21 protein-coding genes are annotated in these 26,188 nt (G+C 63.2%); 10 read left to right on the forward strand and 11 right to left on the reverse strand.

Features of this window, described 5'->3' with window-relative positions; genetic code table 11:
• Positions 1 to 126 precede the first annotated feature (126 nt).
• Entirely contained in the window at positions 127 to 2,850 is a 2,724-nt protein-coding gene (pepN, locus tag NCR40_RS03540; protein ID WP_250508721.1) for an aminopeptidase N, read from the reverse strand.
• A 195-nt stretch (positions 2,851 to 3,045) separates the two neighbouring features.
• On the opposite strand from pepN, the gene NCR40_RS03545 reads away from it, so the two are divergent.
• From NCR40_RS03545 to NCR40_RS03580, 8 genes are all read left to right on the forward strand, one after another.
• Positions 3,046 to 3,831, forward strand: a complete 786-nt coding sequence (locus NCR40_RS03545; RefSeq protein WP_502800963.1) for a DUF4136 domain-containing protein — start codon at positions 3,046 to 3,048, stop codon at positions 3,829 to 3,831.
• Positions 3,832 to 4,035: 204 nt separating this feature from the next.
• Complete coding sequence (locus NCR40_RS03550) at positions 4,036 to 4,752, forward strand: CDP-alcohol phosphatidyltransferase family protein (RefSeq protein ID WP_244827987.1); 717 nt, start codon at positions 4,036 to 4,038, stop codon at positions 4,750 to 4,752.
• A complete protein-coding gene (locus NCR40_RS03555; protein WP_250508722.1) occupies positions 4,749 to 5,564 on the forward strand; it encodes a HalD/BesD family halogenase in 816 nt (271 codons plus the stop codon). Before NCR40_RS03550 ends, NCR40_RS03555 begins: the two co-directional genes overlap by 4 nt.
• Positions 5,561 to 6,577, forward strand: coding sequence for a flippase-like domain-containing protein (locus tag NCR40_RS03560; protein WP_250492011.1), 1,017 nt, complete (start codon positions 5,561 to 5,563; stop codon positions 6,575 to 6,577). Before NCR40_RS03555 ends, NCR40_RS03560 begins: the two co-directional genes overlap by 4 nt.
• A gap of 24 nt (positions 6,578 to 6,601) precedes the next feature.
• Positions 6,602 to 7,375, forward strand: coding sequence for a phosphocholine cytidylyltransferase family protein (locus NCR40_RS03565; RefSeq protein ID WP_250508723.1), 774 nt, complete (start codon positions 6,602 to 6,604; stop codon positions 7,373 to 7,375).
• Positions 7,372 to 9,060: a phosphoenolpyruvate mutase gene (aepX, locus tag NCR40_RS03570; RefSeq protein WP_250508724.1), complete on the forward strand. Its 1,689-nt coding sequence runs from the start codon at positions 7,372 to 7,374 to the stop codon at positions 9,058 to 9,060. Before NCR40_RS03565 ends, aepX begins: the two co-directional genes overlap by 4 nt.
• Entirely contained in the window at positions 9,053 to 10,210 is a 1,158-nt protein-coding gene (gene aepY / locus NCR40_RS03575) for a phosphonopyruvate decarboxylase (RefSeq protein WP_250508725.1), read from the forward strand. Before aepX ends, aepY begins: the two co-directional genes overlap by 8 nt.
• Complete coding sequence (locus NCR40_RS03580; RefSeq protein WP_250508726.1) at positions 10,210 to 11,268, forward strand: 2-aminoethylphosphonate aminotransferase; 1,059 nt, start codon at positions 10,210 to 10,212, stop codon at positions 11,266 to 11,268. The genes aepY and NCR40_RS03580 overlap by 1 nt, the downstream gene beginning before the upstream one ends.
• Here NCR40_RS03580 and NCR40_RS03585 read toward each other — a convergent pair.
• From NCR40_RS03585 to NCR40_RS03625, 9 genes are all read right to left on the reverse strand, one after another.
• Positions 11,265 to 11,714, reverse strand: a complete 450-nt coding sequence (locus NCR40_RS03585; protein WP_244827392.1) for a hypothetical protein — start codon at positions 11,712 to 11,714, stop codon at positions 11,265 to 11,267. The two genes, NCR40_RS03580 and NCR40_RS03585, sit on opposite strands and share 4 nt — an antisense overlap.
• Before the next feature lie 164 nt (positions 11,715 to 11,878).
• On the reverse strand, positions 11,879 to 13,207 hold the full coding sequence (guaD, locus tag NCR40_RS03590; RefSeq protein ID WP_244827393.1) for a guanine deaminase: 1,329 nt from the start codon (positions 13,205 to 13,207) through the stop codon (positions 11,879 to 11,881).
• Positions 13,208 to 13,235: 28 nt separating this feature from the next.
• The gene (locus NCR40_RS03595; protein WP_244827394.1) at positions 13,236 to 14,606 is read right to left on the reverse strand and encodes an NCS2 family permease; all 1,371 of its coding nucleotides are present in this window, start codon (positions 14,604 to 14,606) and stop codon (positions 13,236 to 13,238) included.
• Positions 14,607 to 14,609: 3 nt separating this feature from the next.
• Positions 14,610 to 15,632 carry an adenosine deaminase gene (locus NCR40_RS03600; RefSeq protein ID WP_244827395.1) on the reverse strand — a complete coding sequence of 341 codons (1,023 nt, stop codon included), beginning with the start codon at positions 15,630 to 15,632 and terminating at the stop codon, positions 14,610 to 14,612.
• 42 nt (positions 15,633 to 15,674) lie between these two features.
• Positions 15,675 to 16,691, reverse strand: coding sequence for a xanthine dehydrogenase accessory protein XdhC (gene xdhC, locus NCR40_RS03605; protein WP_244827396.1), 1,017 nt, complete (start codon positions 16,689 to 16,691; stop codon positions 15,675 to 15,677).
• A gap of 36 nt (positions 16,692 to 16,727) precedes the next feature.
• On the reverse strand, positions 16,728 to 19,091 hold the full coding sequence (gene xdhB / locus NCR40_RS03610) for a xanthine dehydrogenase molybdopterin binding subunit (RefSeq protein WP_244827397.1): 2,364 nt from the start codon (positions 19,089 to 19,091) through the stop codon (positions 16,728 to 16,730).
• A gap of 73 nt (positions 19,092 to 19,164) precedes the next feature.
• A complete protein-coding gene (gene xdhA, locus NCR40_RS03615) occupies positions 19,165 to 20,685 on the reverse strand; it encodes a xanthine dehydrogenase small subunit (protein WP_250508727.1) in 1,521 nt (506 codons plus the stop codon).
• A 270-nt stretch (positions 20,686 to 20,955) separates the two neighbouring features.
• Entirely contained in the window at positions 20,956 to 21,474 is a 519-nt protein-coding gene (locus NCR40_RS03620; RefSeq protein WP_244827988.1) for a disulfide bond formation protein B, read from the reverse strand.
• A 111-nt stretch (positions 21,475 to 21,585) separates the two neighbouring features.
• Positions 21,586 to 22,965, reverse strand: coding sequence for an amidase (locus NCR40_RS03625; protein ID WP_250508751.1), 1,380 nt, complete (start codon positions 22,963 to 22,965; stop codon positions 21,586 to 21,588).
• Between the two features lie 481 nt (positions 22,966 to 23,446).
• On the opposite strand from NCR40_RS03625, the gene NCR40_RS03630 reads away from it, so the two are divergent.
• Both NCR40_RS03630 and NCR40_RS03635 read left to right on the forward strand, forming a co-directional pair.
• Positions 23,447 to 23,818 (forward strand): hypothetical protein, encoded by a 372-nt coding sequence (locus NCR40_RS03630; protein WP_250492019.1) that lies wholly within the window; start codon positions 23,447 to 23,449, stop codon positions 23,816 to 23,818.
• 153 nt (positions 23,819 to 23,971) lie between these two features.
• Entirely contained in the window at positions 23,972 to 24,187 is a 216-nt protein-coding gene (locus NCR40_RS03635) for a hypothetical protein (RefSeq protein ID WP_250508728.1), read from the forward strand.
• Here NCR40_RS03635 and NCR40_RS03640 read toward each other — a convergent pair.
• Entirely contained in the window at positions 24,174 to 25,139 is a 966-nt protein-coding gene (locus NCR40_RS03640; protein WP_250508729.1) for a phosphatase PAP2 family protein, read from the reverse strand. The genes NCR40_RS03635 and NCR40_RS03640 overlap by 14 nt on opposite strands.
• Between the last annotated feature and the right edge of the window lie 1,049 nt (positions 25,140 to 26,188).

Raw genomic sequence — 26,188 nt, forward strand, 5'->3', positions numbered from 1 at the left:
CTAACCGCTTGCCCCATGCGCTCCGTATGACAGAGGCCGCTGATGCCCGACATAAGCAAGAACGGCCACCGCGCTAAACAACACGCAGTGGCCGCTAAACAGTAAAAAAGTGTGATGAATCAGTGATTAAGCGGCGAGCGCCTTTTCGACGACTTCGCGCACATCGCGCGATTTCGCTTTCGACGCTACTTCGGTCAACGCCGCATGCATCTTCTCGCGCAACTGTGGCGTGAAGCGGCGCCACAATTCGAGGCCGCGCGCGAGGCGGGCGGCGACTTGCGGATTGAGCGCATCGAGCGCGATGACCTGTTCGGCCCAGAACGCGTAGCCGGAACCGTCGGGCGCGTGGAACTGCGCCGGGTTGCCGCTGCAGAAACTGAAAATCAGCGAGCGCGCGCGATTCGGGTTCTTCAGCGTGAACGCCTGATGCTGCATCAACTGGCGCACGATCTCGATGATCTTGCGGTCCGGCCCGCCACGCTGCGTCGCCTGCAGCGCGAACCACTTGTCGATGACGAGCGCCTCGTGCTCGAAGCGGCGATAAAAGTCGTCGAGCGCGGTGTCGGCGACGGTGGGATCGGCGCCCGCTGTCGCGCTTGCCAGGAGCAGCGCGGAAAGCGCCGCCGAACGATCCGTCATGTTGTCGGCCGAATCGTACTGAGCCTCGGCGAGCCTGATGGCTTCGCTCGGGTCGTCGAGCTGGCTCAGGTAGGCAAGGGCGAGGTTCTTCAGGCCGCGCTTGCCCGCATCTTCCGGTGTCGGACGATATTCGCCCGGCGTGCGGTTCGCCTCGTAAGCGGCGAGCCACTTGTCGCGCAGTCCTGCCGCGAGCTGGCGGCTCATGAACACGCGCGCCGCGTGCACGGCGGCGGGGTCGGAGACGGACATCTGCTCGGCGAGATAGCTTTCCGATGGCAGCATCATTGCGAGTTCGCGGAAAGCGGGCGTGAGCGTGGTGTCGTCGAGTACGCGGGAAAATGCCGCGATGATGTCGCTATCGAGCGTGAGCGTTTCGCCCTTGGCCGCGCGCGCGGCGAGCGCCAGCAGTTCGCGCGTGGCGAGCCGCTGACCGGCTTCCCAGCGATTGAAGGGATCGCTGTCGTGGGCCAGCAGAAACGCCAGTTGTTCGTTCGTGTAGTCGAATTCGACGATCACCGGTGCCGAGAAATTGCGCAGCAGCGAGGGTAGCGGCGCTTCGCTCACATCGACGAAAGTGAACGACTGTTCGCGCTCCGCGAATTCGAGCACGCGCGTCGTGCCGTTCGGCTCTTTTTCGCCTTCGAGACGAAGCGGCAAATCCGCGCCATTCGCGCCGATCAGACCGACCGCGAACGGAATCAGGAGCGGACCTTGTTGTGTGGCGCGCGCGGCTTGGTTGCCCTCGGCGTAGCCTTGCGCGAGCGTCAGCGTGTAGCGCTTGGCGGCGGCGTCGTAGGAAGCGCGCACCGACACACGCGGCGTGCCCGCCTGGCTGTACCAGCGCTCGTATTGCGCGAGGTCGCGGTTATTAGCGTCGGCCATGGCGTGACGGAAGTCGTCGCAAGTCACGGCCTGACCGTCGTGGCGCTGGAAGTACAGGTCCATGCCTTTGCGAAAACCCTCGCGGCCAAAGAGTGTCTGATACATCCGCACGACTTCCGAGCCTTTCTCGTAGACGGTCATCGTGTAGAAATTATTGATCTCGACGTAGCTTTCCGGGCGCACCGGATGCGCCATCGGGCCGGCGTCCTCGGCGAACTGCATCTGACGCAAGACGCGCACGTCCTCGATCCGCTTGGTCGCGCGCGCGGCCGCGCTCGCCGCGCCATCCACGTCGCCCGCGGCCATATCGGCGGAAAATTCCTGGTCGCGGAAGACAGTGAGGCCTTCTTTCAGGCTCAACTGGAACCAGTCGCGGCAAGTCACGCGGTTGCCGGTCCAGTTATGGAAGTACTCGTGTCCGACGACCGCTTCGATGTTGGAGAAGTCGATATCGGTCGCGGTTTCCGGATTGGCCAGCACGTACTTCGTGTTGAAGATATTGAGGCCCTTGTTCTCCATTGCGCCCATGTTGAAGTCGCTGACCGCGACGATCATGAAGCGGTCCAGATCCAGTTCCAGCCCGAAGCGCTTCTCGTCCCAGCGAATGGAATGGATGAGCGAATCCATGGCGTGGCGCGTCTTGTCGAGATCGTGCGGCTCGACCCAGACCTGCAGCAGCTTCTCTCGCGAACCGGACTGAATGCGCTCTTCTATCCTCACCAGCTTGCCGGCGACCAGCGCGAAGAGATAGCTCGGCTTCTTGAACGGGTCTTCCCAGACCGCGAAGTGGCGGCCGTCGGGCAGGTCGCCTTCATCGATCAGATTGCCGTTCGAGAGCAGCACCGGATACGCGGTCTTGTCGGCGCGCAGGGTCACGGTGTAGGTTGCCATCACGTCCGGACGGTCGAGGAAATAGGTGATGCGCCGGAAACCTTCCGCCTCGCACTGCGTAAAGAAGTTGCCGCTCGACACATAAAGCCCGGACAGCGTGGTGTTCGCGGCAGGATTGCAGACGCTTTCAATGACGAGTTCGAACGCGTCGCCCGGAATATTGCCGATGGACAGACCGTTATCGCTTACACGGACGTCCGTATGCGGCTTGCCGTCGATGGTCGCGCTAACGAATTCGAGTTGCTCGCCGATCAGTTCGAGCCGCGCGGTGTTGTCCGCCGCGTCCGGGTTGCGATGCAGACGCATGCTGTTTCTGACAACGGTCCGCGAGGGCACGAGGTCGAACTCGAGCGCGACGGAATCGATCAGGAACGCGGGTGGCGTGTAGTCCTGGCGGCGGATCACGGTGGATGCGGTCGTTTCGGTCGTGGTGGACATGGCAAGATCTTGAGTGAGTTGAGCGGCGCGGTCGCGCTCGTGAGCCGGGTGGTTTTGGGCACAAAAGCGGGCGCGGCATGTCGAACCATTGTACTGAACGCCCGCCGATCGTGAAGCCGGACGGTCAGCGAGGCGTCCGCGGCCACAGCAAGAGCGGCTCAAACCGGCACGACATTGAACGAAGCGAGGAAGACCATGATTTCCCGGATCGAAGGCAGCGGCCCGTGGCGCATGCTGGCCCGCGCGGCGCTCGCGCTTGGCGTGCTCTGGCTTGCCGGCTGCACGACCTACGTGCAGACGCAGGTCACCGCGTTCTCGGATTGGAGCGGCGGCGGCGACGCCACCCGTACCTACGCCTTCGCGCGCAACAACGATCAGCAGAACAGCATCGAGCAGACGACTTACGAGACGCTCGTCGCCACCGAGCTTTCGAAGTATTCGTTCCGTCAGGCGCCGGAAGCGAGCGCGAACTACAAGGTGGCGCTCAATTATTCGGTACGCGGCGATTTGATGACGGTGCGCCAGCCCGTCTATTACGATCCCTGGCCGATGTACGGTCCGTGGGGGCGCCCGGGCTTCGGACCATGGGGCGGCGGCTGGGGCGGCTATGGCTACGGCGGTGGCCCGTGGGGCCCGACGGGCTACGTCGATCAAAGCTTCCCGGTTTATATCCACGCGCTGCAGATTCGCATGAACGAGCGTGCTTCCGGGCGTGAAGTCTATAAGGTGACGGCGGTCAATTCCACGGAAGATCCGTCGCTCTATCACGCAATGCCGTATCTCACGCGCAGCGCGCTGGCCGACTTCCCGCTCGGCAACGGCACGGTTCGCACGGTCACCATTCCTGTCGACAAGAACGGCGGCATGTCGAGCGAAACCACGGCATCCATCGGCAACGAGCGCAGCGTTCCCATTCCACCGCCCAATGCGCCACCGCCTCCGCCGCCGCGCAACGCGCCGCCGCCCGCGACCATTCAGTGATCCGCAAGCGCCCCGAATCGAAACGGGGCGCCTGTTCCGTCAAAACGAATCGGAAATATTTGCTTCGGGGCGAATCGCGACAATCGTTTGCGGCGAGCGGGCATGGATCAAAACACGCGTCCGGCCCCGCTAAACAAGGTTCCGACGCCGTCGGAATGAGTCGCAATATATGCAGCTTGCGCGAAATAGCGATATATTCGCGTGATGACAAAATCGTGTCCGCCCAGCCCGAAAGCCGTTCCCGAACCATCGACATGGGACGCGCGCATTGCCCGCCGTCTCGTTACGCCGCTCGTCGGAACGCCGGTAACGCCCAATCACCTTACGACACTACGGCTCGCCATCGGTCTTGGCGGCGCGTACTATTTGTCGCTCGGTTCGTTCTGGCTTTGCACGCTCGGCGCGTTGCTGATCGCACTATCGAATCTCGTCGATCACACCGACGGCGAGCTCGCGCGTATCAGCGGTCAGTCGAGCAGGATCGGCCACCTGTACGACCTCGCGTGCGACGCGCTCGTCACCGTGCTGCTATTCGCGGGCATCGGCTTTTACGTGAGCGTGCATCATCCGGCGTGGCCCGTTTCGGCGCAGTGGCTCGGCGGCATCGCGGGCATTGCCGTTGCGTTGATCTTTTTCCTGCGCATGCGGATCGAGTCGACGGTCGGCAAGGCCGCCACGAAGCAGGCGTCGATGGCGGGCTTCGAAACCGAGGACGTGCTTTACCTGCTGCCGGTGATTACCATCCTGAACGGCATGACGCCGTTTCTGATTGCCGCGGCCATCGGCGCGCCGCTTTTCGCGATCTACGTGGCGGTGGATTATCAACGCGTGATGCGTCGCGAGCGTCGCGCGAAGAGCTCGAGCGCTAGCCAGGCGCAAACGCGTAGCGAGAACGGCAAGGACTTCCAGGCGGTGAGATGAGCGATACGGCAACCCCACTTCACGACAAGCTCAACGAAACGAGCAACGGGACCAGCAAAGCCACGCCGAGCGCGCGCGACATCGACACGACGTTGTCCGCGCGCATCTCGACGCTGCCGACGCCGCAATTGCGCCAGGACTACGACAAGCAGGGCGCGTTTCTCTACCTCGAAGACTTTCTGCCGCGCGAGTACACCGAACGCCTGATCGCCGCCGTGCACGATGTCATGCCCGCCGTGAATCGCAATTACTTGCCGGGGCACAAGGCGGGCGGCAGCGTGAGCCGTCATACGCTCGACAAGCTCGCGCCGTTCATCGCGGACCTGTACCGCTCGGAAGCCCTTATCGAGTGGCTCGAAACGCTAACAGGCGACAAACTGCAACTCTCGCCCGAAGACGACGCGCACGCCTACGCGCTGTATTTCTATACGCGGCCAGGCGATCACATCGGCTGGCACTATGACACTTCGTATTACAACGGCCGCCGTTACACGCTGCTGCTCGGTGTCATCGACGACTCCTCCTGCCGTCTCGACTACGAACTGCACACGCGCACGCCCGAGATTCCCGATCTGCCGGGCTCGGTGCAGTATCCGCCGGGCGCGCTCGTCTTCTTCGACGGCGACAAGCTGCGTCATCGCATCACGCCGCTCGGCGAAAATGAAATGCGCGTCTCGCTTACGTTCGAATACGTGACCGACCCGAACATGAAGCCGTTTCAGCGCTTCATCTCGAACATGAAAGATTCGATCGCGTACTTCGGTTTCAAGCAGGTCTTTCGCCGCAAGGGCGGCAAGAACGGCGCCGCATGAGTCGCGCTGGCACTTTCCTGCTGTCGGCCGGCGTGGTTCTGTTCGTCGCGCTGCTCGGCTGGCAAGGCTTCGGCTCCGTGGCCTCGACGCTCGCCGCGGCGGGCTGGGGACTCGTCGCCGTCGCGGCGTTCCATTTCGTGCCGCTTTTCATCGATGCAATCGCTATCAGCAGTCTCTTCTCGAACAAGGAACGCGACGTCTCCTTGCGCGATGCCTTGCTCGCGCGCTGGACGGGTGAATCGGTCAATAGCCTGATGCCCGCCGGGCAGATCGGCGGACCGATGCTCATGGTCCGCTATCTCACGCAGCGCGGCATGCGCGCCCGCGACGCCGCCGCGGTCATTACCGTCAGCACGACCATGCAAACGGTCGCGCAATTGCTTTTCGCGCTGGTCGGCGTCGTGCTCCTCACCGGTTACGCGACGGGCGGCTCCGCTTCCACCGTACGGATCGCGGTGCTCGCGGTCATCGGCGTGATCGGCGCGATGATTCTCGGCTTCTATCTGGCGCAGCGGCGCGGTCTCTTCGGTCGCGCCATGCGCTTCGCCTCCGGCATCGCGGCGCGCTTCTCGAAGAAGCACGACTGGTCTTCGCTCGTCACACGCGCCGAAGCGGTCGATACCGCCGTCCACGAGATGTATCGCGAACGCGGCAAGGTGGCGGCGAGCTTCGGCCTGAGCCTCGTCGGCTGGGTGGTCGGCACGGGCGAAGTGTGGCTCGCGCTGAGTCTGCTCGGGCACCCGGTCGGCTGGACCGAAGCGCTGCTGCTCGAAAGTCTCGGCCAGGCCATTCGCGGCGCGGCGTTCGCCATTCCCGGTTCGCTCGGCGTGCAGGAAGGCGGCTATCTGCTGCTCGCACGTCTCGTCGGCCTGCCGCCCGAAGCGGCGCTCGCGCTGTCGCTTGTAAAACGTGCGCGCGAGTTGCTGCTCGGCGTGCCGGGCATCGTCTATCTGCATTTCGTTGAAAAAGGCTGGCAGCGCCGCCGTCTCGCGCGTGTGCCGGAAATCGACTGAACCACCCTCGAAGGGAATCACACCATGCGCGCAATTATCCTTGCGGCCGGGATGGGCTTGCGCCTCGTGCAGCCCGAAGGCCAGCAAAAGCCGAAGTGTCTCTTGCGTTTCGGCGACGCGTCGCTCCTTGAGCGCCATCTGCACTTGCTGAAGGCAGCCGGTGTCGATGAAGTCGTCTTCGTGACGGGCTTCAAACACGAACAGATCGAAGCGGAACTGGCGGGCATCGACTGGAAGCCCAAGACGGAAACGGTGATCAACGCCGACTTCTCGCTTGGCAGCGTGCTCTCCGTGCATACCGCGCGCGACGCCATGACACGCGGCGGCGATGTCCTCCTGATGGACGCCGACGTGCTCTACGACGAACGCATTCTCGCGCCGCTGGTGGCGGGCGGCTCGGCGAACCGTCTTTTGATCGACCGCGACTTCGAAGCCGGCGACGAGCCGGTGAAGCTGTGCGTGGCGCACGGCGTGCCGGTCGAACTGCGCAAGCAAGTGGCGGCGGGCTTGGATTACGACACGATCGGCGAATCGGTGGGATTCTTTCGCTTCGATCAGAAGACGGCGCAGCGCCTGGCCGAAATCGTCGCGGATTATGTGAAAACCGGCCGTGCGAACTTGCCGCATGAAGAAGCGGTGCGCGACCTGTTGCTGGAAAAGCGCCACGCGTTCGATATCGCCGATGTCACCGGCGCACCGTGGATCGAAATCGACTTTCAAAACGACGTGACGCGCGCGGCTCTCGACGTGCTGCCGCAATTGAACGCCCTCAGTCAGTTTGCCGGAGCCCTGAAATGAACGCACCCTCGCAACTTCCCGTCGGTTTTTCGCGCACGCTGCGCCTGCGCGAGATGCTGCAAAGCAATCGCCTCGAATTCCTGATGGAGGCGCACAACGGCATATCCGCGCGCATCGCCAAGGAAGCGGGCTTCAAGGCGATCTGGGGCTCGGGCCTGTCGATCTCCGCGCAGTTCGGCGTGCGCGACAACAACGAAGCAAGCTGGACGCAGGTCGTCGACAACCTCGAATTCATGGCCGACGCCAGCGACTTGCCCATTCTCCTCGACGGCGACACCGGCTACGGCAACTTCAACAACGTGCGCCGGCTCGTCAAGAAGCTGGAGCAGCGTGGCATCGCGGGCGTGTGTATCGAAGACAAGCAGTTTCCGAAGACCAACAGCTTCATCAACGGCGAAGCGCAGCCGCTCGCCGATATCGACGAATTCTGCGGCAAGATCAAAGCCGGCAAGGACTCGCAGAGCGACCCGAACTTCTCCATCGTCGCGCGCGTGGAAGCGCTGATCGCGGGCTGGGGCATGGAAGAAGCGTTGAAGCGCGCCGAGGCGTATCGCCAGGCGGGCGCGGACGCCATCCTGATTCACAGCAAGCTCTCGAAGCCCGACGAAATCCTGACCTTCGCGCGCGAATGGGCCGGGCGCGGGCCGCTCGTCATCGTGCCGACGAAGTACTACAGCACGCCGACCGACGTGTTCCGTCAGGCGGGCATCAGCACGGTGATCTGGGCGAACCATCTGATTCGCGGCGCGGTCTCGGCCATGCAGGCCATCGCGAAGGAAATCCACGATAGCGAGACGCTTATCAACGTGGAAGACCGCATTGCGTCGGTCAACGAAATTTTCCGTCTGCAGGATGCCGACGAATACTCGGCCGCCGAGAACATCTATCTGAGTTCGGCCAACGCGCAACGCAGCGCCGTGGTGCTGGCGGCAAGCCGCGGCGCGGGCCTCGAAGCGCTGACCGCCGAGCGTCCGAAAGTCATGCTGCCGGTCGCGGGCAAGCCGCTCTTGCGCCATCTGGCCGAGGCGTTCAAAAAGGAAGGCATCAACGACATCACGGTGGTCGGCGGTTATCGCGCCGATGCGATCGATGCGTCCGGTATCCGTCTCGTCGTCAACGCGGAGCACGAGACGACGGGCGAGCTGGCATCGCTCGCGTGTGCCGTGAAGCATATGAGCGGCGACACCGTGCTTTCGTACGGCGATCTTTTGTTCCGCAGCTATATCCTGCGCGATCTGGTGGAATCGGATAGCGACTTCTGCGTGGTGGTGGATTCGTCGCAGGCGCCGCAAGCGGGCGCGAGCGGCACCGACTTCGCGTATTGCTCGCACGCCGACGACCGTTCGCTCTTCGGCCAGAAAGTCTGGCTGCAAAGCGTGGTCGGCGCGGGCCAGAATCTGACCGATGGCCGCGCACCGCAAGGCCGCTGGATCGGGCTCATCAACGTGCGCGCCAACGCGCGAGAAGCATTGCAAACCACGCTCAAGCAATTGCAGCAACGCGCCGGCTTCGACAAGCTCGACATGGCCGCGCTGCTCAATGCACTGGTCGCGGCGGGCAAGAAGGTCGAAGTGCAATACGTGCACGGCCACTGGCGCGGCGTGAACGACCTCGACGACTTCCGTCGCGCCGGCGATTTCGCGCACGGTCAAATGCTGGTCGGCACGGAGAACGAGCGTGATTGAAGCTGCCGGGTTCGTCGAAGCGGCGCGCGCGCGTGGCTTCGACTGGTACGCGGGCGTGCCTTGCTCGTATCTCACGCCGTTCATCAACTACGTGCTGCAGGACGACTCGCTGCATTACGTCTCGGCGGCGAATGAAGGCGACGCCGTCGCGCTGATCGCGGGCGTCGCGCTCGGCGGCGTGGGCAAACGTCGCGGCATCGCCATGATGCAGAACTCCGGCTTGGGCAATGCGGTGAGTCCCCTGACGTCGCTCACGTGGACGTTTCGCCTGCCGCAGTTGCTGATCGTGACGTGGCGCGGCCAGCCAGGCGTCGCCGATGAGCCGCAACACGCGCTCATGGGTCCCGTGACGCCGCAGATGCTCGAAACGATGGAGATTCCGTGGGAACTGTTTCCGACGGAAAGCGAAGCTATCGGTCCGGCGCTCGACCGCGCGACGGCGTATATGGACAAGACGGGCCGCCCGTATGCGCTCGTCATGCAAAAGGGCAGCGTCGCGCCTTTCGAGCTCAAGAAAACCGGCTTGTCGGGCGTCAAGTCGAACGCCACGCCTGCCGCCGTGCAGCGCTTCGATGGCGAGCGCGTGACGCGTCATGCGGCGCTCGAACGCGTGATCGCGAACACGCCTGCCGGCGAAACGGTCGTGCTGGCGTCGACGGGATTTTGCGGCCGCGAACTCTATGCAATCGATGACCGCGCGAACCAGCTCTATCTCGTCGGCTCGATGGGCTGCGTCACGCCGATGGCGCTCGGCCTCGCGCTGTCGCGCCCGGACCTGACCGTGGTCGCGCTCGACGGCGACGGCGCCGCGCTCATGCGCATGGGCGTGTTCGCCACGCTCGGCGCTTACGGGCCGCCGAACCTCGTGCACTTGCTGCTCGACAACGGCGCACACGAATCCACCGGCGGTCAGGCGACGGTTTCGCGCGGTGTCGATTTCGCGTCGATCGCTTCCGCCTGCGGCTACGCGCTCGCGCTCGATGGCGACGACATCGGCGTGATCGACCGCCTGCTGCAAGCGCGCGACGTGAATGGCGCGCGCTTTGCCCGGCTGTCGATTCGCGCCGGCACGCCGGGCGACTTGCCGCGTCCGAAGATCACGCCCGAAGACGTGCGCGCGCGTCTGCAACGACACATTGGAGACCGCTGATGCTGCTGCTCAATCCTGGTCCCGTCACGCTGTCCGAACGCGTGCGCAAGAGCCTTTTACAGACCGACTTGTGCCATCGCGAGCCGGAGTTCTTCGACCTTCAGGACGAAGCGCGCAAGCGTCTCGTCGCCGCTTACGAACTCGATCCCGCGAAGTGGAGCGCCGTGTTGATGACCGGTTCGGGCACGGCCGCCGTCGAGAGCATGATTGCGGGCATCGTGCCGGAAGGCGGGCGGCTTCTGATCGTCGAGAACGGCGTGTATGGCGAGCGCATCGCGCAGATCGCGAAGCAGTACCGCATCGACCATGAAGTCGTGAAATACGAGTGGATGCAGGCGCCGGATATCGATGCGATCATCGCGCGTCTCGATGGCTTCTCGCATGTCGCGATCATCCATCACGAGACCACGACAGGGCGCCTGAACCCGCTCGACACGCTGTCACGCGCGTGCGCCGAACGCGGCATCGGGTTGCTCGTCGATGCCGTCAGCAGCTTCGGCGCCGAGGCGATCGACTTCGACGGCGGCGGCATCGTCGCGGTGGCGGCGACAGCCAACAAATGCCTGCACGGCGTGCCGGGCGCGGCGTTCGTCATCGCGCGGCGCGATGCCTTGCAGAACGCCGCGAGCCGCACGTACTACCTTGACATCGCGCGTCTGGCCAAACTGCAGGACGAGCGCAATACGCCGTTCACGCCATCGGTGCATGCGTATTACGCCCTCGTCGAAGCACTCCGCGAGTTCGAGGAAGAAGGCGGCTGGCGCGCGCGGCATCGGCGTTACGCGACGCTCGCCGAGCAGGTGCGCGCGGGTTTGGCTGCGCTCGGCATCGAGAGCGCGTTGCCGGCGCAGGAGTCGTCGGTGGTATTACGGGCGTATCGCCTGCCTGCTGGCGTGAATTACGAGAAGCTGCACGACGCGTTGAAGGCGAAAGGTTTCGTCATTTACGCAGGGCAGGGCGGCTTGTCGAAGGAACTGTTCCGTATCTCGACGATGGGCGCGCTGGATTCCAACGACATGCAGCGCCTGCTTTCGTCGGTCGCGGAATTGCTGCGCTAGGAACGCTTGCAAAAAATCGCCGTGATGAAGGGCGCGACGTGGTGCACGACCGCGTCGCTGCCCGCATCGCGCACCTTCTTCAGCACTTCGTCGTCGCCGCCCCAGACGACGGCGCCGTAGGATGAATCGCCGATCGGGTCGCCCTTGCCTTCCTTGAAGATCGGATCGTTCTTCTGATATCCCACCACCGCGTAAATCTTGAATCCGTAAGCCGTGAGATTCACACCCTTGACCGGCCGGAACGCGTTGATCGAGTTCGGCTCGACGCGCATGGGCTTGGTTTCGATGAGATTGGTTTCCAGGAGCGGCGCGATGAAATCATGCGCGTTGGAATGGCAGTCGAGCGGGCCTTCGATTCCAAAAGCCTGACAGAGCGCCGGCAACGCGAGCAATGAAACGAGAGCGGTCTTGACGGCGATGCGGGAAGTGCGCGCGGTGTGCTTCATGGAGGCCATTGCGAACGAATGGTTGAACGCGGAGGCTCCACTTTATCCGCTATGCACACGCCATGCTCGAATGGCGGCCATCGTTCTAAAAAGAAACGGGCTACTGGCTGCCGGTTGGCAATCAGTAACCCGAACTTCGCGGAACTACGCAGCGTAATGTTCGACTACGCCGCCAGTTCCAGCGCCGCCGTCTGCCGACGCTCGCGCGAATGCACGCGCTTGCCGGCCGCATACGTCTCGTACACCGCACGATCGTCGCCGAGAAGCGCGAACGCGAACAGCAGTTCCTCAAGCGTATTCACGCGCTGCGTGCGGCGTGCGAGCAGCGGCGTCGCAGCCGGGTCGAGTACGACGAAATCCGCTTCGCTGCCGGGCGCGAGCGTGCCGATCTTGTCGTCGAGTTCAAGCACTTGCGCCGCGCCCGTCGTCGCGAGCCAGAACATGCGCGTCGCCGTCAGATGATGCCCCGTCAGACGCGCGACCTTGTGCGCTTCGTTCATGGTCTGCAGCATGGAGAACGAGGTGCCGCCGCCGACGTCCGTTGCGAGCGCAACCGGCATGTTCGAGGCGCCGGCCTTGTCGAAGTCGAAGAGGCCGCTGCCGAGAAACAGGTTCGACGTGGGACAGTGTGACGCCACCGCGCCCGTTTCGGCCATGCGCTGACGGTCGGCATCGTCGAGATAGATGCAGTGGCCGTACACCGCGCGGCGTCGCAACAGACCGTAGTGATCGTATATGTCGAGATAGCTGCGGTGTCCCGGAAACAGGCTCTCGACCCACTTGATCTCGTCGGTGTTCTCCGCCACGTGACTCTGGATGAACACGTCCCGATGCTTCTGCGCGAGCACGCCGCAGGCTTCGAGCTGCGCTTCCGTCGAGGTCGGCGCGAAGCGCGGCGTGAGCGCATATTGCTGACGCCCGCGGCCATGCCAGCGCCCGATCAGTTCGTCGCTGTCGTCGTAGCCCGACTGCGCGGTGTCGCGCAGGAACTCGGGACAATTGCGGTCCATCAGCACCTTGCCCGCGACCATGCGCAGGTTGCGCGCTTCGCTTTCGGTGAAGAAGGCATCGGCGGATTGCTTGTGGACCGTGCAATAGACGAGCGCGGTGGTCGTGCCGCTGGCCAGCAGTTCGTCGATGAAGAAGCTCGCCGTTTCGCGCGCGACCGCCGGATTCTCGAAGCCGCGTTCCGTCGGAAACGTGTACGTGTTGAGCCACGGCAAGAGGCCCGGCGCGGGCGACGCGATCATGTCCGTCTGCGGATAGTGGATGTGCGAGTCGATGAAGCCCGGCACGATCAGCTTGTCGCGCAGCGTATGCACGGTGGCGTCCGCGGCGAGCTTGTCGCGCACCGACGCATACGAACCCGCCGCGACCACCTTGCCATCTTCGACGATCAAGAGGCCATCGGCCTCATGGACCGCGCCGTCGGCGGCATGCGCGGGATCTTCCCGGAAGGTGAGCAGCTGGGCGCGGTAGGCGGTTTGAGTCATGATGCAACGTCTCCAATCTTCGTGGTTTTCAAAGCTGTGAAAGCAGCACTAACGAAAAGCCCGCGATGATCCACATCGCCGGCTTGATTTCCTTCGCGCGTCCTGTCGCCGACTTGAGCACGACGAACGCGAGAAAGCCATACGCGACACCGTCCGTGATCGAATACGTGAGCGGGATGAGGATCATCGCGAGGAACGCGGGAATGGCTTCGTCGAAGCGCTGCCATTCGATCTTGGTGATGGCTTCCATCATGAACACGCCGACGAGCACCAGCGCGGGCGCGGTGGCGATGGCGGGCACGAGCGACAGAAGCGGCGAGAGAAACAGGAACGGCAGGAAGCACAGGCCCGCGACGACGGCGACGAGTCCCGTGCGCCCGCCCGCCGAAATGCCCGCCGCCGACTCGATATACGCGTTCGCCGGACTCGTGCCGAGCGGCGCGGAAACGAGCGCGGAGAAGGCGTCGACCATCATCGACTGGCGGATGTTGCGCGGGTTGCCGTCCTTATCGTAGAGCTTGCCGGCTTCGGAGATCGCCATGAAAGTGGAGAGCGCGTCGAAGAAGGAGGTGAACAGCATCACGAAGATGAACGGCCAGTAGGCCACCTTCAGCGCGCCGATCAAATCGAGCTGGCCGAGCGCGGAAAAGTCCGGCGCGGACACGAACCCGTTCCAGTTGACGAGCGTTTTCGTGGCGATGGCGGCGGGCCAGTAAGCGGTGCCGTCGCCCCAATAGCGGCCGATGGGTATCGCGATGATCGTCGTGAACACGATGCCGAGCATGAGCGCGCCGGTGGTCTTGCGCGCCACCAATATGGTCGTCACGGCAAGCCCGATCAGGAACGTGATGACCACCGGATTGAGCGATGCCGAATGCACGATGGTCACCGGATCGCCCACGACGAACTTCGCGTTCACGAGCCCGATGAGGCTGATGAACAAGCCGATGCCGCACGAAACCGCGTGCCGCAGATTGTCGGGAATGGCGTCGACCACGAGCTTGCGCGCGTTGAAGATCGCGAGCACCGCGAAGATCACGCCGGCCCAGAACACGCAGCCGAGCGCGGTCTGCCACGGCATCTTGCCGCCGTGAACCATGACGAACGCAAAGAGCGCGTTCATGCCCATGCCCGGCGCGACGAGCACCGGATTGCGCGCGTAAAGGCCCATCGCGCAACTGCCGAGAAAACTGACGATGACGGTGGCCGTGAGCGCCGCCGGAAACGGCACGCCCGCCTGCGAAAGAATGCCCGGATTGACGACGATGATGTACATCGCCGTGAGAAACGTCGTGATGCCCGCGACGACTTCGGTCTTGACGAGCGAGCCCGCCGCGCGCACGCCGAAGAAGCGTTCGAGCGCGGTGGCGTCGCGTTGAGTTGTTGCCGTGCTTTCCATTTCTTACTGCTTCCAGTGCGTGTCCAGGCGCGCGATCATCGCGGCGCGTTCTTCATCGGTGACGAACGAGGCTTCGAGGCTGTTGCGCAAGAGCGTGTAGACCTCGTGATCCGAGAGCTTCAGGGCATCGACGATGGCGAAATAGTTCGCGTTGACGTAGCCGCCGAAGTAGGCGGGATCGTCCGAATTCACCATGACCGCGACGCCCTGATCGAGCAGGTCCTTGAGCGTGTGCTTCGCCATGTCGTCGAACACGCAGAGCTTGATGTTCGAGAGCGGGCAGACCGTGAGCGCAATGCGCGAGTCGGCGAGACGCGCGACGAGCGCCGCGTCTTCGATGCTGCGCACGCCGTGATCGACGCGATCCACCTTGAGCAGATCCAGCGCTTCGTAGACATACGACGGCGGGCCTTCCTCGCCCGCGTGCGCGACGAGCTTGAGGCCGCGTTCGCGCGCTCTCGCGAACACGCGCTCGAACTTCGACGGCGGATGGCCGCGCTCCGACGAATCCAGCCCGACACCGATCAGCCGATGCGCGTACTGGTCGAACAGCGGCAACGCGGCATCGAAGGTGGCGAGCGCGTCTTCCTCGGAAAGATGGCGCAGGAAGCACAGGATGATTTTCGACGTGAGACCACGCTTTTCGCCTTCGGCGAGCGCGCGCTCGATACCGGCCACCGCCGTGTCGATGGAAACGCCGCGTTCGGTGTGCGTTTGCGGATCGAAGAAGATTTCCGTATGCGTGACGTGGTCCGCGAGCGCGCGCTCGACGTAGGCCATCGTCATGTCGTAGAAGTCTTCCTCGTGCAGCAGCACGCTCGCGCCAGCGTAGTAGATGTCGAGGAACGACTGCAGATCGGTGAAGGCGTAGGCCGCGCGCAAGGCGTCGATGGAATCGTAGGCGAGCGTCACGCCGTTGCGTTTCGCCAGCGCGAAAATCAGCTCGGGTTCGAGCGATCCTTCGATATGGATATGCAACTCCGCCTTGGGCGCGCGCGCAATCTTGTCGGCGAGTGTGGGATTCATGGGCTTGTCTTTGTTGGGGCTGGGACTTCCGCCTGCGGCTAGTCAGGCGGTCTGCTGCGACGACGCAGAAGTGCTGGCGTTGGCTTCGACCGCTTGCAGCAGTTGGGCTGCCGCTGCAACGGCGATCACTTCCGGCGCTTTGTCGACGATGCCGTCGATACCGATCGGACACACCATCCGGCCGATACGCGCGGGGTCGATCCCGCGCGCCGCGAGCCGGTGCTCGAACTGCTTGCGCTTGGTATGCGAGCCGATCATGCCGAAGAACGCGAAATCGCCACGCGCGAGAATTCGTGCGGCGAGTTCGAGATCCACCGTATGGTTGTGCGTCATCACGATGAAGTACGTACCGGGCCGCGCCTGGTCGATGGCTTCGTCCGGCGCGTCGTTCGGCTCGATGCTCACGTTATCCGGCACGAACTGCGCGGCGGGGAAGGCCGCGTCGCGTTCGTCGACCCAGGTGACGTGACACGGCAAGGTCGCGAGCACGCGCACGAGCGCGGCCCCGACATGGCCCGCGCCGAACAGCACGACCTGGAAGTCGCGCGGCGCGATGGTCTCGGTGAGCAGCGCGCCGCTTTCGTCGAAGCCCGCGCCGTCCCACAGGAGACAGTCGGTGTCTTCGGCGCCCGGTTCGGGGTCGGAGAGCATGACGGCATCGGGCATCGGCGCGAACGAAACGCTGCGCACGGTCGAAAGACCTTGCGCCGTGCGCTTCGCGAGCGACGTCACCCAGTTGAGATCGCCGACATCGAGCCGCTCGAACGACAGAACGACCGCACCGCCGCAGCACTGGCCGAGGCTCGGACCGAGCGCGAAACGCTCAAGCCGCCGCATGTGCGGACGGCGCTGGCCGTCCTTCAGCACTTGCCGGGCGGTTTCGATCGCCTTCCATTCGAGATGGCCGCCGCCGATGGTATAGCGGGCTTCCTCGCGCGTGACGATCATCTTCGTGCCCGGCTCGCGCGGCGCGGAGCCTTCGACACGCGCGACCGTCACGAGCACGACGGCATCGCCGTGCGCGAGCAGGTGTTGCAGGTCGGTCAGCCATACTTGCATCGAGGGGCTCCAGAGTCTTTTGCGTTGTCGCAGGCGTTAGTTTACCGGGGCGGCGGCCGCGCTTTGTGTTACGGATGCATCGAGCGCGTCGAGGATCGCTTCGGGCGTCGCGGGCGCGCGCAACGGCGGTGCGTGAGCGGCATCGGCCGTATTGGCGGCGATGGCCGCGCGGATTGCCAGCAGCACCGAAAACGCCAGCAGCAAGGGCGGTTCGCCGACCGCTTTCGACCGGAAAATCGTCGGCTCGGCGTTGTCGTTGCGATAAAGCGTGGTGTTGAACACGGGCGGCGTGTCGCTGATCGCCGGGATCTTGTAAGTGGAAGGCGCGTGCGTCATCAGGCGTCCGTCGCGGTTCCACCAGAGCTCCTCGGTCGTGAGCCAGCCCATGCCCTGAATGAAGCCGCCTTCCACCTGACCGACGTCGATAGCCGGATTGATCGAGCGCCCGGCGTCGTGCAGCAGATCGGCGCGCAGAAGCTTCCATTCGCCGGTGAGCGTATCGATGACGACTTCGGACACCGCCGCGCCATACGCGAAGTAATAGAACGGATGGCCTTGCAGCGTCCGCGCGTCCCAATGGACTTTGGGCGTGGCATAGAAGCCGTCCGACCACAACTGCACGCGCGCGAGATACGCGGCCGACACGAGTTGCTCGAACGGCATCTGCCCGCCGTTGACCTGCACCACGCCGCCATGAAAGCGCACGTCCGCGGCCGCGCCGCCGAGCTGCTTCACCACGAGTTCCGCCAGACGCGCGCGGATGGTGAGCGCCGCCGCTTCCGCCGCCTTGCCGTTCAGATCGCTTCCCGTCGATGCCGCCGTCGCCGATGTATTCGCGATCTTCGATGTATCCGTCGCTGTCACGCGCACGCGCTGCAAGCCGATGCCGAGCACGCTCGCCACCACCTGCGCGACCTTGGTGTTGAGCCCCTGGCCCATTTCCGTGCCGCCGTGATTCACGAGCACGGAGCCGTCCTTGTAGACGTGCACGAGCGCGCCCGCCTGGTTCAGAAACGGCACGTTGAACGAGATGCCGAACTTGACCGGCGTGAACGCGATACCGCGCTTGAGCACCGCGCTTTTCGCGTTGAACGCGGCGATTTGCGCGCGGCGCGATTCGTATTCGCTCGTTGCGATGAGTTCGTCCGTGAGCGGCGCAATCACGTTATCCGCGACCGGCTGACCATACGGCGTGACATTGCGCTCGTCAATGCCGTAGTAATTCGCGCGCCGCACGTCGAGCGGATCGCGCTTCAACGCATATGCGACTTCGTCGAGCATGACTTCCATGACAAGCGCGCCTTGCGGGCCGCCGAAGCCGCGAAACGCCGTGTTCGACTGCGTATTGGTCTTGCAGCAGAAGGCGCGGATATCGACATCGCCGAGAAAGTAGGCGTTGTCGAAATGACAGACGGCGCGCGTCGCGACCGCGCCCGACAGGTCCGCCGAATAGCCCGCCCGCAGCGCGATTTCCACGCGCGCGCCGGTGATGCGGCCGTCGTCGTCGAAGCCGCACTCATATTCGTAGACCGCGTCGTGGCGCTTGCCGGTGATCATGAAGTCGTCGTCGCGATCGGCGCGCAACTTCACCGGACGCTTGAGCAGATGCGCCGCAAGCGAGGCGACGCACGCGAAGACGGCCGACTGCGATTCCTTGCCGCCGAAGCCGCCGCCCATGCGCCGGCATTCGCACAACACGGCGTTGGTCGGCCAGGCGAGCATGTGCGCGACGACTTGCTGCATCTCGCTCGGATGCTGCGTCGAACTATGCACGAGCATGCCGTGCTGTTCTTTCGGGATGGCGTAAGCGACTTGTCCTTCGAGATAGAACTGTTCCTGTCCGCCGACTTCGAATTCGCCAGACAGCCGATGTTTGGCTGCCGCGATTCGTCCGTCCGGGTCGCCGCGCCGCAGATGCAGCGGCGGCAGCACGAACTCCTTGCGCGCTTTCGCTTCGCGCGGCGTGAGCACGGCTTCGAGCGGCTCGTAGCGCACGACGTCTTCGCTTTTCGCGAGCGCGGCGGCGCGGCGCGCGAGATCGTGCGTCTCGGCAATGACGGCGAAGACCGGCTGGCCGAGATACTGCACTTCGTCGACCGCGAGGATCGGGTCGTCGTGCAGAACGGGGCCGCAATTGTTCTCGCCGGGAATGTCGGCGGCGGTGAGTACGGCGACGACGCCGGGCGCGGCGCGCACCGCGTCGAGATCGAGCGAGACGATGCGCGCGTGCGCATGACGCGACAAGCCGAGCGCCGCGTGCAGCGTGCCGCGCAATTCGGCGATGTCGTCGGTGTAAATGGCTTCGCCGCTCACATGCAGCGCCGCGGACTCGTGCGGCAGCGAGGCGCCGGCGGCGTCGAGCGCGGCATCGAGCTGGATAGGTTCGCTGGCCTTGTTCATCGCGGGTCCTTTTGGACGCTGACGCGCAGTGGCGTGATCGCGGCGATCGGGATCGGGATCGGGAAGGGCCGCGTCATGACGCCTCGATCCCGTGTGCGCCGAACGCAAACGCGTTGAGTTCCGCGAGCGCAAGCGGCGCGTCGCGGCGCGTTTCCAGATAGAAGCGCCACAGCACGTTGCGCGCCACCTTCGCCCGGTACGCGCTCGACGCGCGCATGTCGCTGAGCGGCTGAAAGTCGGCATCGAGCGCGGCCATCGCGGCGCGGGCGCTGGCTTCGGACCATTCGTGGCCGGTCAGCGCGGCTTCGGCGGCGGCCGCGCGCCTGGGTGTCGCGGCCATCCCGCCGAACGCGATGCGCGCGCTTGCAACGCGGTTGTCGTCGGCCAAACGAATGGCGAACGCCGCGCACACGGCGGAGATGTCCTGGTCGTAACGCTTGCTGACCTTGTACGTGCGAAACCGCAAGTCGGCCGATGCGCGCGGCACGCGAATCGCCGCGACGAATTCGCCCGCTTCGAGCGCGGTTTTTTGATAGCCGAGGTAGAAGGTATCGAGCGGCATCGTGCGCGTACGCTCGCCTTTTTGCAGCACGATTTCGGTATTCAGCGCGATGAGCGCGGGCATGGAATCGCCGATCGGCGAGCCGTTCGCGACGTTGCCGCCGAGCGTGCCCGCATTGCGGATAGGCCGCGAGGCGAAGCGCGTCCACAGTTCCGCGAGTTCGGGGTAATCGGCGGTCAGCGCGGCGTAAGCCTCTTCGAGCGATACGGCCGCGCCGATGGTCAGCGTCTCGGCATCGCGCTCGATGTGCTTCAGTTCATCGACGTTGCCGATAAACAGCACGTCGCCGAGATCGCGAAATTGCTTCGTGACCCACAAGCCGACATCCGTGCTGCCCGCAAGCAGACGTGCATTCGGATTCGCTGCACGCAGGCGCGCGAATTCAGCGCGCGTGACGGGCGCGGTGAACGCGGGCGTGCCAAAAGCCGCGCCGCGTGCGTCCGGCGCGCGATATTCGAACGTAGCCGAACGGCGCAGCGACGCCAGCGCGTCTTTGAGCGCGGCACGATCGAAGGTGGGACGCGGATAGTCGAACATGCGCTCGGCGGCATCCACGATCGGCCGATACCCCGTGCAGCGGCACAGATTGCCCGAGAGCGCGGCGTTGATCTCATCGCGCGAAGGCGGCCCGGCTTCGGGCGGATGCGCGTGATACAGCGCCCACAGCGACATCGCGAAGCCCGGCGTGCAGAAGCCGCACTGCGAGCCGTGGCAATCGACGAGCGCCTGCTGCACGGGATGCAGCGCGCCGTCTTCGGCGCGCAGGTTTTCGACGGTGAAGAGCGCGCGCGAATCGAGCGTCGGCAGGAATTGAATGCAGGCGTTGACCGCCTTGAGCGCGAGTTCGCCGCTGGCGTCCAGCTCGCCCACGACGACCGTGCAGGCGCCGCAATCGCCCTCGGCACAGCCTTCCTTGGTGCCGGTGCAAAGGTCTTCCTCGCGCAGATGCTGAAGCACCGTGCGCGTGGCGGGCGCGTCGCCGATTTCACGAACGGCGCCGTGGTGAAGGAAGCGGATGGTTTGCGTTGTCATGAGCGACTCGGGGACATTGCGGACCGGGCGCGCGTTACGCGGTTTCCGCCTGCTTCATGGGTTGCCGTCGAATTCGACGCTGGCTGCCTTTGAACAAACGGACTGCGCGCACGTAGATCGCCATCCAGTCACGACCTTAACATCCCAATATCTCAAAAAGATTGTCGGGACCGTATCCAGATTATGCGGGTGTGCTGATGCAAGGAAGAGGCAAGACGCGCGGGCCGTGTAGAAGCCCGCGCCGGGGAAGGGGGATGAAACGTGGCGGCATTAGCGCGCGGCGGCGCGCAGCTTGCGTTTCAGACGCAGACTGCCGCCGACGAGCAGGAAAATCACCCCGAAGGCGATCAGCGACCATTGCGGCAGCGAGATCCCGAGAATGGGCGGATAAGGCGTCTCGCACAGACCCGCGACCTTGAACACTTGCGGCAGCCAGCGTGCGGGCGGCAGGTTGTCGACAATGGGCTGAAGCGCGTCGAAACCGCAACTGAAGCCGGGATGCGACTGCACGTAGACATGGCGCAGCGCCGTCGCGACGCCGCCGAGCGCGGAGATCACCACCAGCAATTCGAGCAGCGCGACGCCGCGCCAGCCGCGCATTCCCGCGCCGAGAAAGGCGAACACGGCGATCAGCACAAAGAAGTAGCGCTGAATGATGCAAAGCGGGCAAGGGTCTTCGCCCTGGAAGAACTGCAGATACAACGCTCCGCCAACGAGCGCGAGACTCACGAACCCGAGCAACACGAGCAAGCGCTTCTCGCGGCCGAGGGAGCGGTCGTCCTGATGCATCGTAAAGTGATTTAGATGGTTGTTCATTTGTTTCGCAACGATTCGAGAAAGAAGCACCTGAGTTGCGGGAGATCGCGGAGGAATTCTAGCGCGAACGTCCGGCGCGAAACATTAGCGCGTCGTATCGAGCACCGCTTCGACTGCCCGGCCGATGGAGAGCAGCGTGTCGTCCGCGTGCGGCGCGCCCGCGAGCATGAGCCCCACGGGCGCCTCGCCACGCCGATGACAGGGCAGCGACAGCCCGCAGGCATCCAAAAAATTGAAGGTCGTGGGATTGCGCAGGATGAGCGCGTTCGTGCGCGTGAAGAGATCGTCGTCCTGTTCCAGCTCGGCGATACGCGGCGGCAGAACCGGCACCGTCGGGCAAAGAATTGCGTCGAAACGCTGCCACAGTGTCGTGCGCGCTTCGTCGATCATCGCGGCGCGCGCTTCGCACAGGTCGATGTAATCCGCCGCGCTCGCCGACTCGGCGCGCAGCAGACGAGCGAGCACGCGCGGATCGTACTCGGCGGCGTGATCGGCAAGCAGCTTGCGATGCCACGCATATGCTTCGATGGCGACGAGACTGAAGCGGCTGATGTCCGGCAGACGATCTAGCGGCCCGAAGCGCACGTCTTCCACGAGCGCGCCCGCCGCCGACAGATGATTGATGGCCGCATCGACGGCGCTGGCAACGGCGGGATCGAGGCCGTCCGTCACGTAATTGGTGAGCACACCGAGGCGCACGCCTTCGAGCGGACGCGTGGCGGGCACATCGGGTTCGCGGCCAGCGAGAATGCGATCGACTAGCGCGCAACACGCGACCGAGACGCCTATCGGCCCGAACGAATCGAGCGATTTGGACAGCGGCACGCCGCCTTGCCTCGGAATGCGGCTGGCGGTGGGTTTGAAGCCGGTGAGGCCGCACATCGTGGCGGGGATGCGGATGGAGCCGCCGGTGTCGGTGCCGAGCGCGATGGCCGCCATGCCGTCCGCCACCGATGCCGCCGCGCCTGACGACGAGCCGCCCGCGATGCGTTCGTCGCCCAGCACGTTTGCGCGATATGGCGAGTGCGGCGTGCCGAAGTGCGGATTCAGGCCAAGCCCGGAGAACGCGAACTCGCTCATGTTGGTGCGCCCGACGATCACGCCGCCTGCGCGGCGCAGGCGCGCGACGCTCACGGCATCGGCTTGGGCGGGCGCGGTGCTGGCGAGCGCGAGGGAGCCGGCGCGCGTGACTTGCCCTTCGATATCAAAGAGATCTTTCACGGAAACGGGGATGCCCGCGAGCGGCGAAAGCACGGTGCCGGCGCGGCGCAGCGCGTCGAGGGCATCGGCGGCGGCGCGGGCGTGGGCGGCATCGACATGCGTGAAAACGATGGAACCTTGACCGGCCGGATTGGCGATACGTTCGAGCGCGGATTCGACGAGTGCGCGACTGGTGGTGCGACCGCTTTTCAGATCGGCGGCGAGTTGGGCTAGCGGGGCAAACTGCGGCGAAGTGGTTGGCATGGCGTCGAGCAGTGGCATTGCCGAATGCGAAACGCGCGTGACGTGCGATGCGCGCTTGAGGCACTCGGGCGACGCGACGATGGGCTTCTTGTGCGGAGGTCCATCGGCGAGTGAATGGATGGGCGGTGGGGGCCCGGGGTGGGTGTCATTCTAAGCCAGGGTGGGGGGAAATACTTGGGGGATGGTTTGTTGAGGCGCGGGCAGGTGGTTTGATGGTAGGTGCTCGATAGATGGATGTGGGCGTGGAAGTTGGAGATTTTGTGCTGACGGGGTTTGAAATTCGAGGTGTCTCTGTTTTGCCTTTTTGTGAGAGAGGCTTTGCGACCCTAAGCCGCCATTCAAATTCCTAAAAAGCTGCCGTTGAAGGGGTGTAAATTACTTTCACAGCCGTTACGTCCGCAGGACTTCTTACGTATGTCATTGACTAGAAACTATGCGACACGCTTCTGGAGTTGGATTTGTCGGGATCTCGCTAGCGTACATGGTTGCCATTGATGCCTACTGCACTACAAACGGAATCAACTTCTGGCCCGAACTGGCACTCTGGTGGATGCCTCAGGTGCTCGCGCTAGGCACCGCGTTACTGTTTAGACCACCCATCGAGTTACTTGGCGGCGTCGCGCTCGCGTACGGTACATTCACGGCGATCGCGCATGTCTGGAGCACATTTACGCTGGGCTGGGCGGGTTACTTGGTATGTATGTTTGGCGCGTGCACGGGCATTGTGATTGCCGCATTTCGAAATCTGCCACGCATTACGCCACACCCAGCGATCGCTGCTCGCGACGGTTTCTGTTTTGCCGGGCTAGGCATTGCTCTGAACGTCTTGGTTTTGCATGTTCTGTTCCATTAGCCTAGGCGCCGCACCGTTCTTGACTTAGCACAAACCTTCACGGACTTGTAGTGCTTTCGGCAATACGAGTTTGGTCGAAACTGGCCAACAATCTTATAGTGCAATATAGAAACGAAGTGAAAGAACAAGAGCACAATCGAACGCACACGAGCCATGAACTTCTTTAAGTTTATCGGGACTATTCTATCTTTCGTTGCCAGCCTTTACCCTTTTGGATTGTTGGCACGGCTGCACGGCATCCGGCTACGATTCCTCGCCGAAGCGGCAAAGGTCAGGCTGGATTCGATCTTTACCAATCTTGTTAGCAATCGGTTGTCGGTTGCTAAGTCGGTCACTAAACGTCCACTGCTGAAGCTCACCGGTCATTGAAGAAACCTTCAAAACGCCGATTGTTGATCAACAGAATAACCATCAGTGCCAATATTATTCCCCCGGCGATGTCGCAAAGATAGTGGCCGCCTTGCGTCGGCGTCGAGACAATCATAAACGTATTTAGAACGAAGGAAGCAAGAGCAAATCCGGGGATCCGCCTCAATGAATAGGCAAACAGGATAGCCATTGCCGTATGCATTGACGGCATCGATACAAGCCCTTGGGGATTAGTTAAGTCAATGGTACGGAGCGCGCCTTCACGGAGGGGGAAAAATGTAGAGACAGTTTCCGACGTGCCTGGTTCCATGATGTGAAAATGCAGGAAGGCGCTCGCAGCAGGAAATGCCGTCGCGATTGCGAGGCAGGTAAATGTCGCGACCATCAAGCGTGCAACGTGCTTTATTAGTTCGACCCTGCGTCCCGTAAGTCCGAGAATCACAGGGACAGTGATCATCTGCACCAGACCACTGCCGTACGCCAAACTGAGCACGAAGAGCAACACTGGATGATGTCGCACCCACCGATAGCAGGTGAGCCAGTCGAATCCAACTGCCTGGTCTATCTTGACTAGCCGGTCATCAATCAACGGTGCCCCAATGGCCGCCGAAAGATGGCTCGATACGCTGGCTGCCGTGCAGAATGCGGCGAGAGCGATCATCCATCGCCCGGTGAACGCGAGGTCTCGCAGCCGCGTTATCCACGCCTCGTTCCCGGCATGCACAGTCCTGGTTCGGTAACTTGTCCAGCAGATGACAAAGACAAGTGCACTGAATGCCGCGAGCGCATGTGACGATGCGCCAAACGCAATGCGAAGACCGGATGCGCGCAGCCAGAGTAAATCGGCGAGCACAATTGCGCCGATTACCAACCATGCTGCCAAATATGACGTCAGCGCTCTGAACGGGTTCTTCGAGTGTTCGCTGATGATTGCGTTTTGCGATATGTCCATTTTCTAACCGAGACAATGAGTCGGCGACTTTGCGCGTGCGACGCTGTCACTGTTTTTATCGACACGCTTCGCAAAGATCTTTAGGCTTCAATCGCGGCGACGTTTGGATTTACGTATCACTCAGTAGATGAACAATCTCGAATGCTCGTAGACCAGGCCAACGTTTAGTCCGGGTGCCATGACGGTATAAATGACCTGACAGTCGGCCAACGACCCCATGTCCAGACCGCAGCCGTCCGATTCGGAAGCGCCATCCAGAAACGGTTCTCGACATTAGGCGGACGTCCGTTTTTGGCCGACCAGAGCGCAAGGATGATCTCCTGCGTGCGCTCGTTACAGACGTGCTAGGGACCCGACCCACCGCGATCTGGGACAAGCGGCCGAAGCGCATCTTCTCGGGGCAGTTCTGCCGGAGCATCGCCGGCAAGTCCATAAACCTCGATACCACTTAATAAACCTGCGCTCTCGAATATGAATATCCCGGCTGGCGCATCGTCCGGACCGAACAAAAAGTCCCCGAGGATGTTTAGGCCCAGTGGGGCGGGTTCGCGACCCTTCAATTGGAAATTGATGGACCCGCAGCCGCAGGGGCAGCGCCACGGCGTCACCTCCGCAACTGCGAGTTGTTCAATAAACGCTCGCGCCGTCGGCCCGCCGTGCTCAAGCATCCAACGAGCGAGCGACATCTCTGACACAGACAGCGGACGGTTCGTTTTTAGAGAATTCATAGAGTAAGAGTTCAGCTGGCGACGCCAGTCTAGTAGGCCGGGTAAGGTGGAAAGTGTCGTCGTGGAGTCAAAAATTGTCGACGATTTTCGCCGGTCTGTCGAACGGCCGGTTGTGGCCGATCGCAGCCGTTCCCGCTAAATCATCCAGTCGATCCCGCAAGGTCAACCCGGGAGTTCAAATATGCGAGGTTCGCGAGAACACGGCCGTTTTCTTGACTTGCTCGTTCTGGATTCTCGTCGGGTCGTCCGCATTTTTGTGTGCGAGGCGGTTAGCGGAGTCACCCGCGTGCGTTGGTAAAACGCTCTCCAAACAGGATGGCA

The sequence above is a fragment of the Caballeronia sp. GACF4 genome (assembly GCF_023631025.1).
GTDB lineage: Bacteria > Pseudomonadota > Gammaproteobacteria > Burkholderiales > Burkholderiaceae > Caballeronia.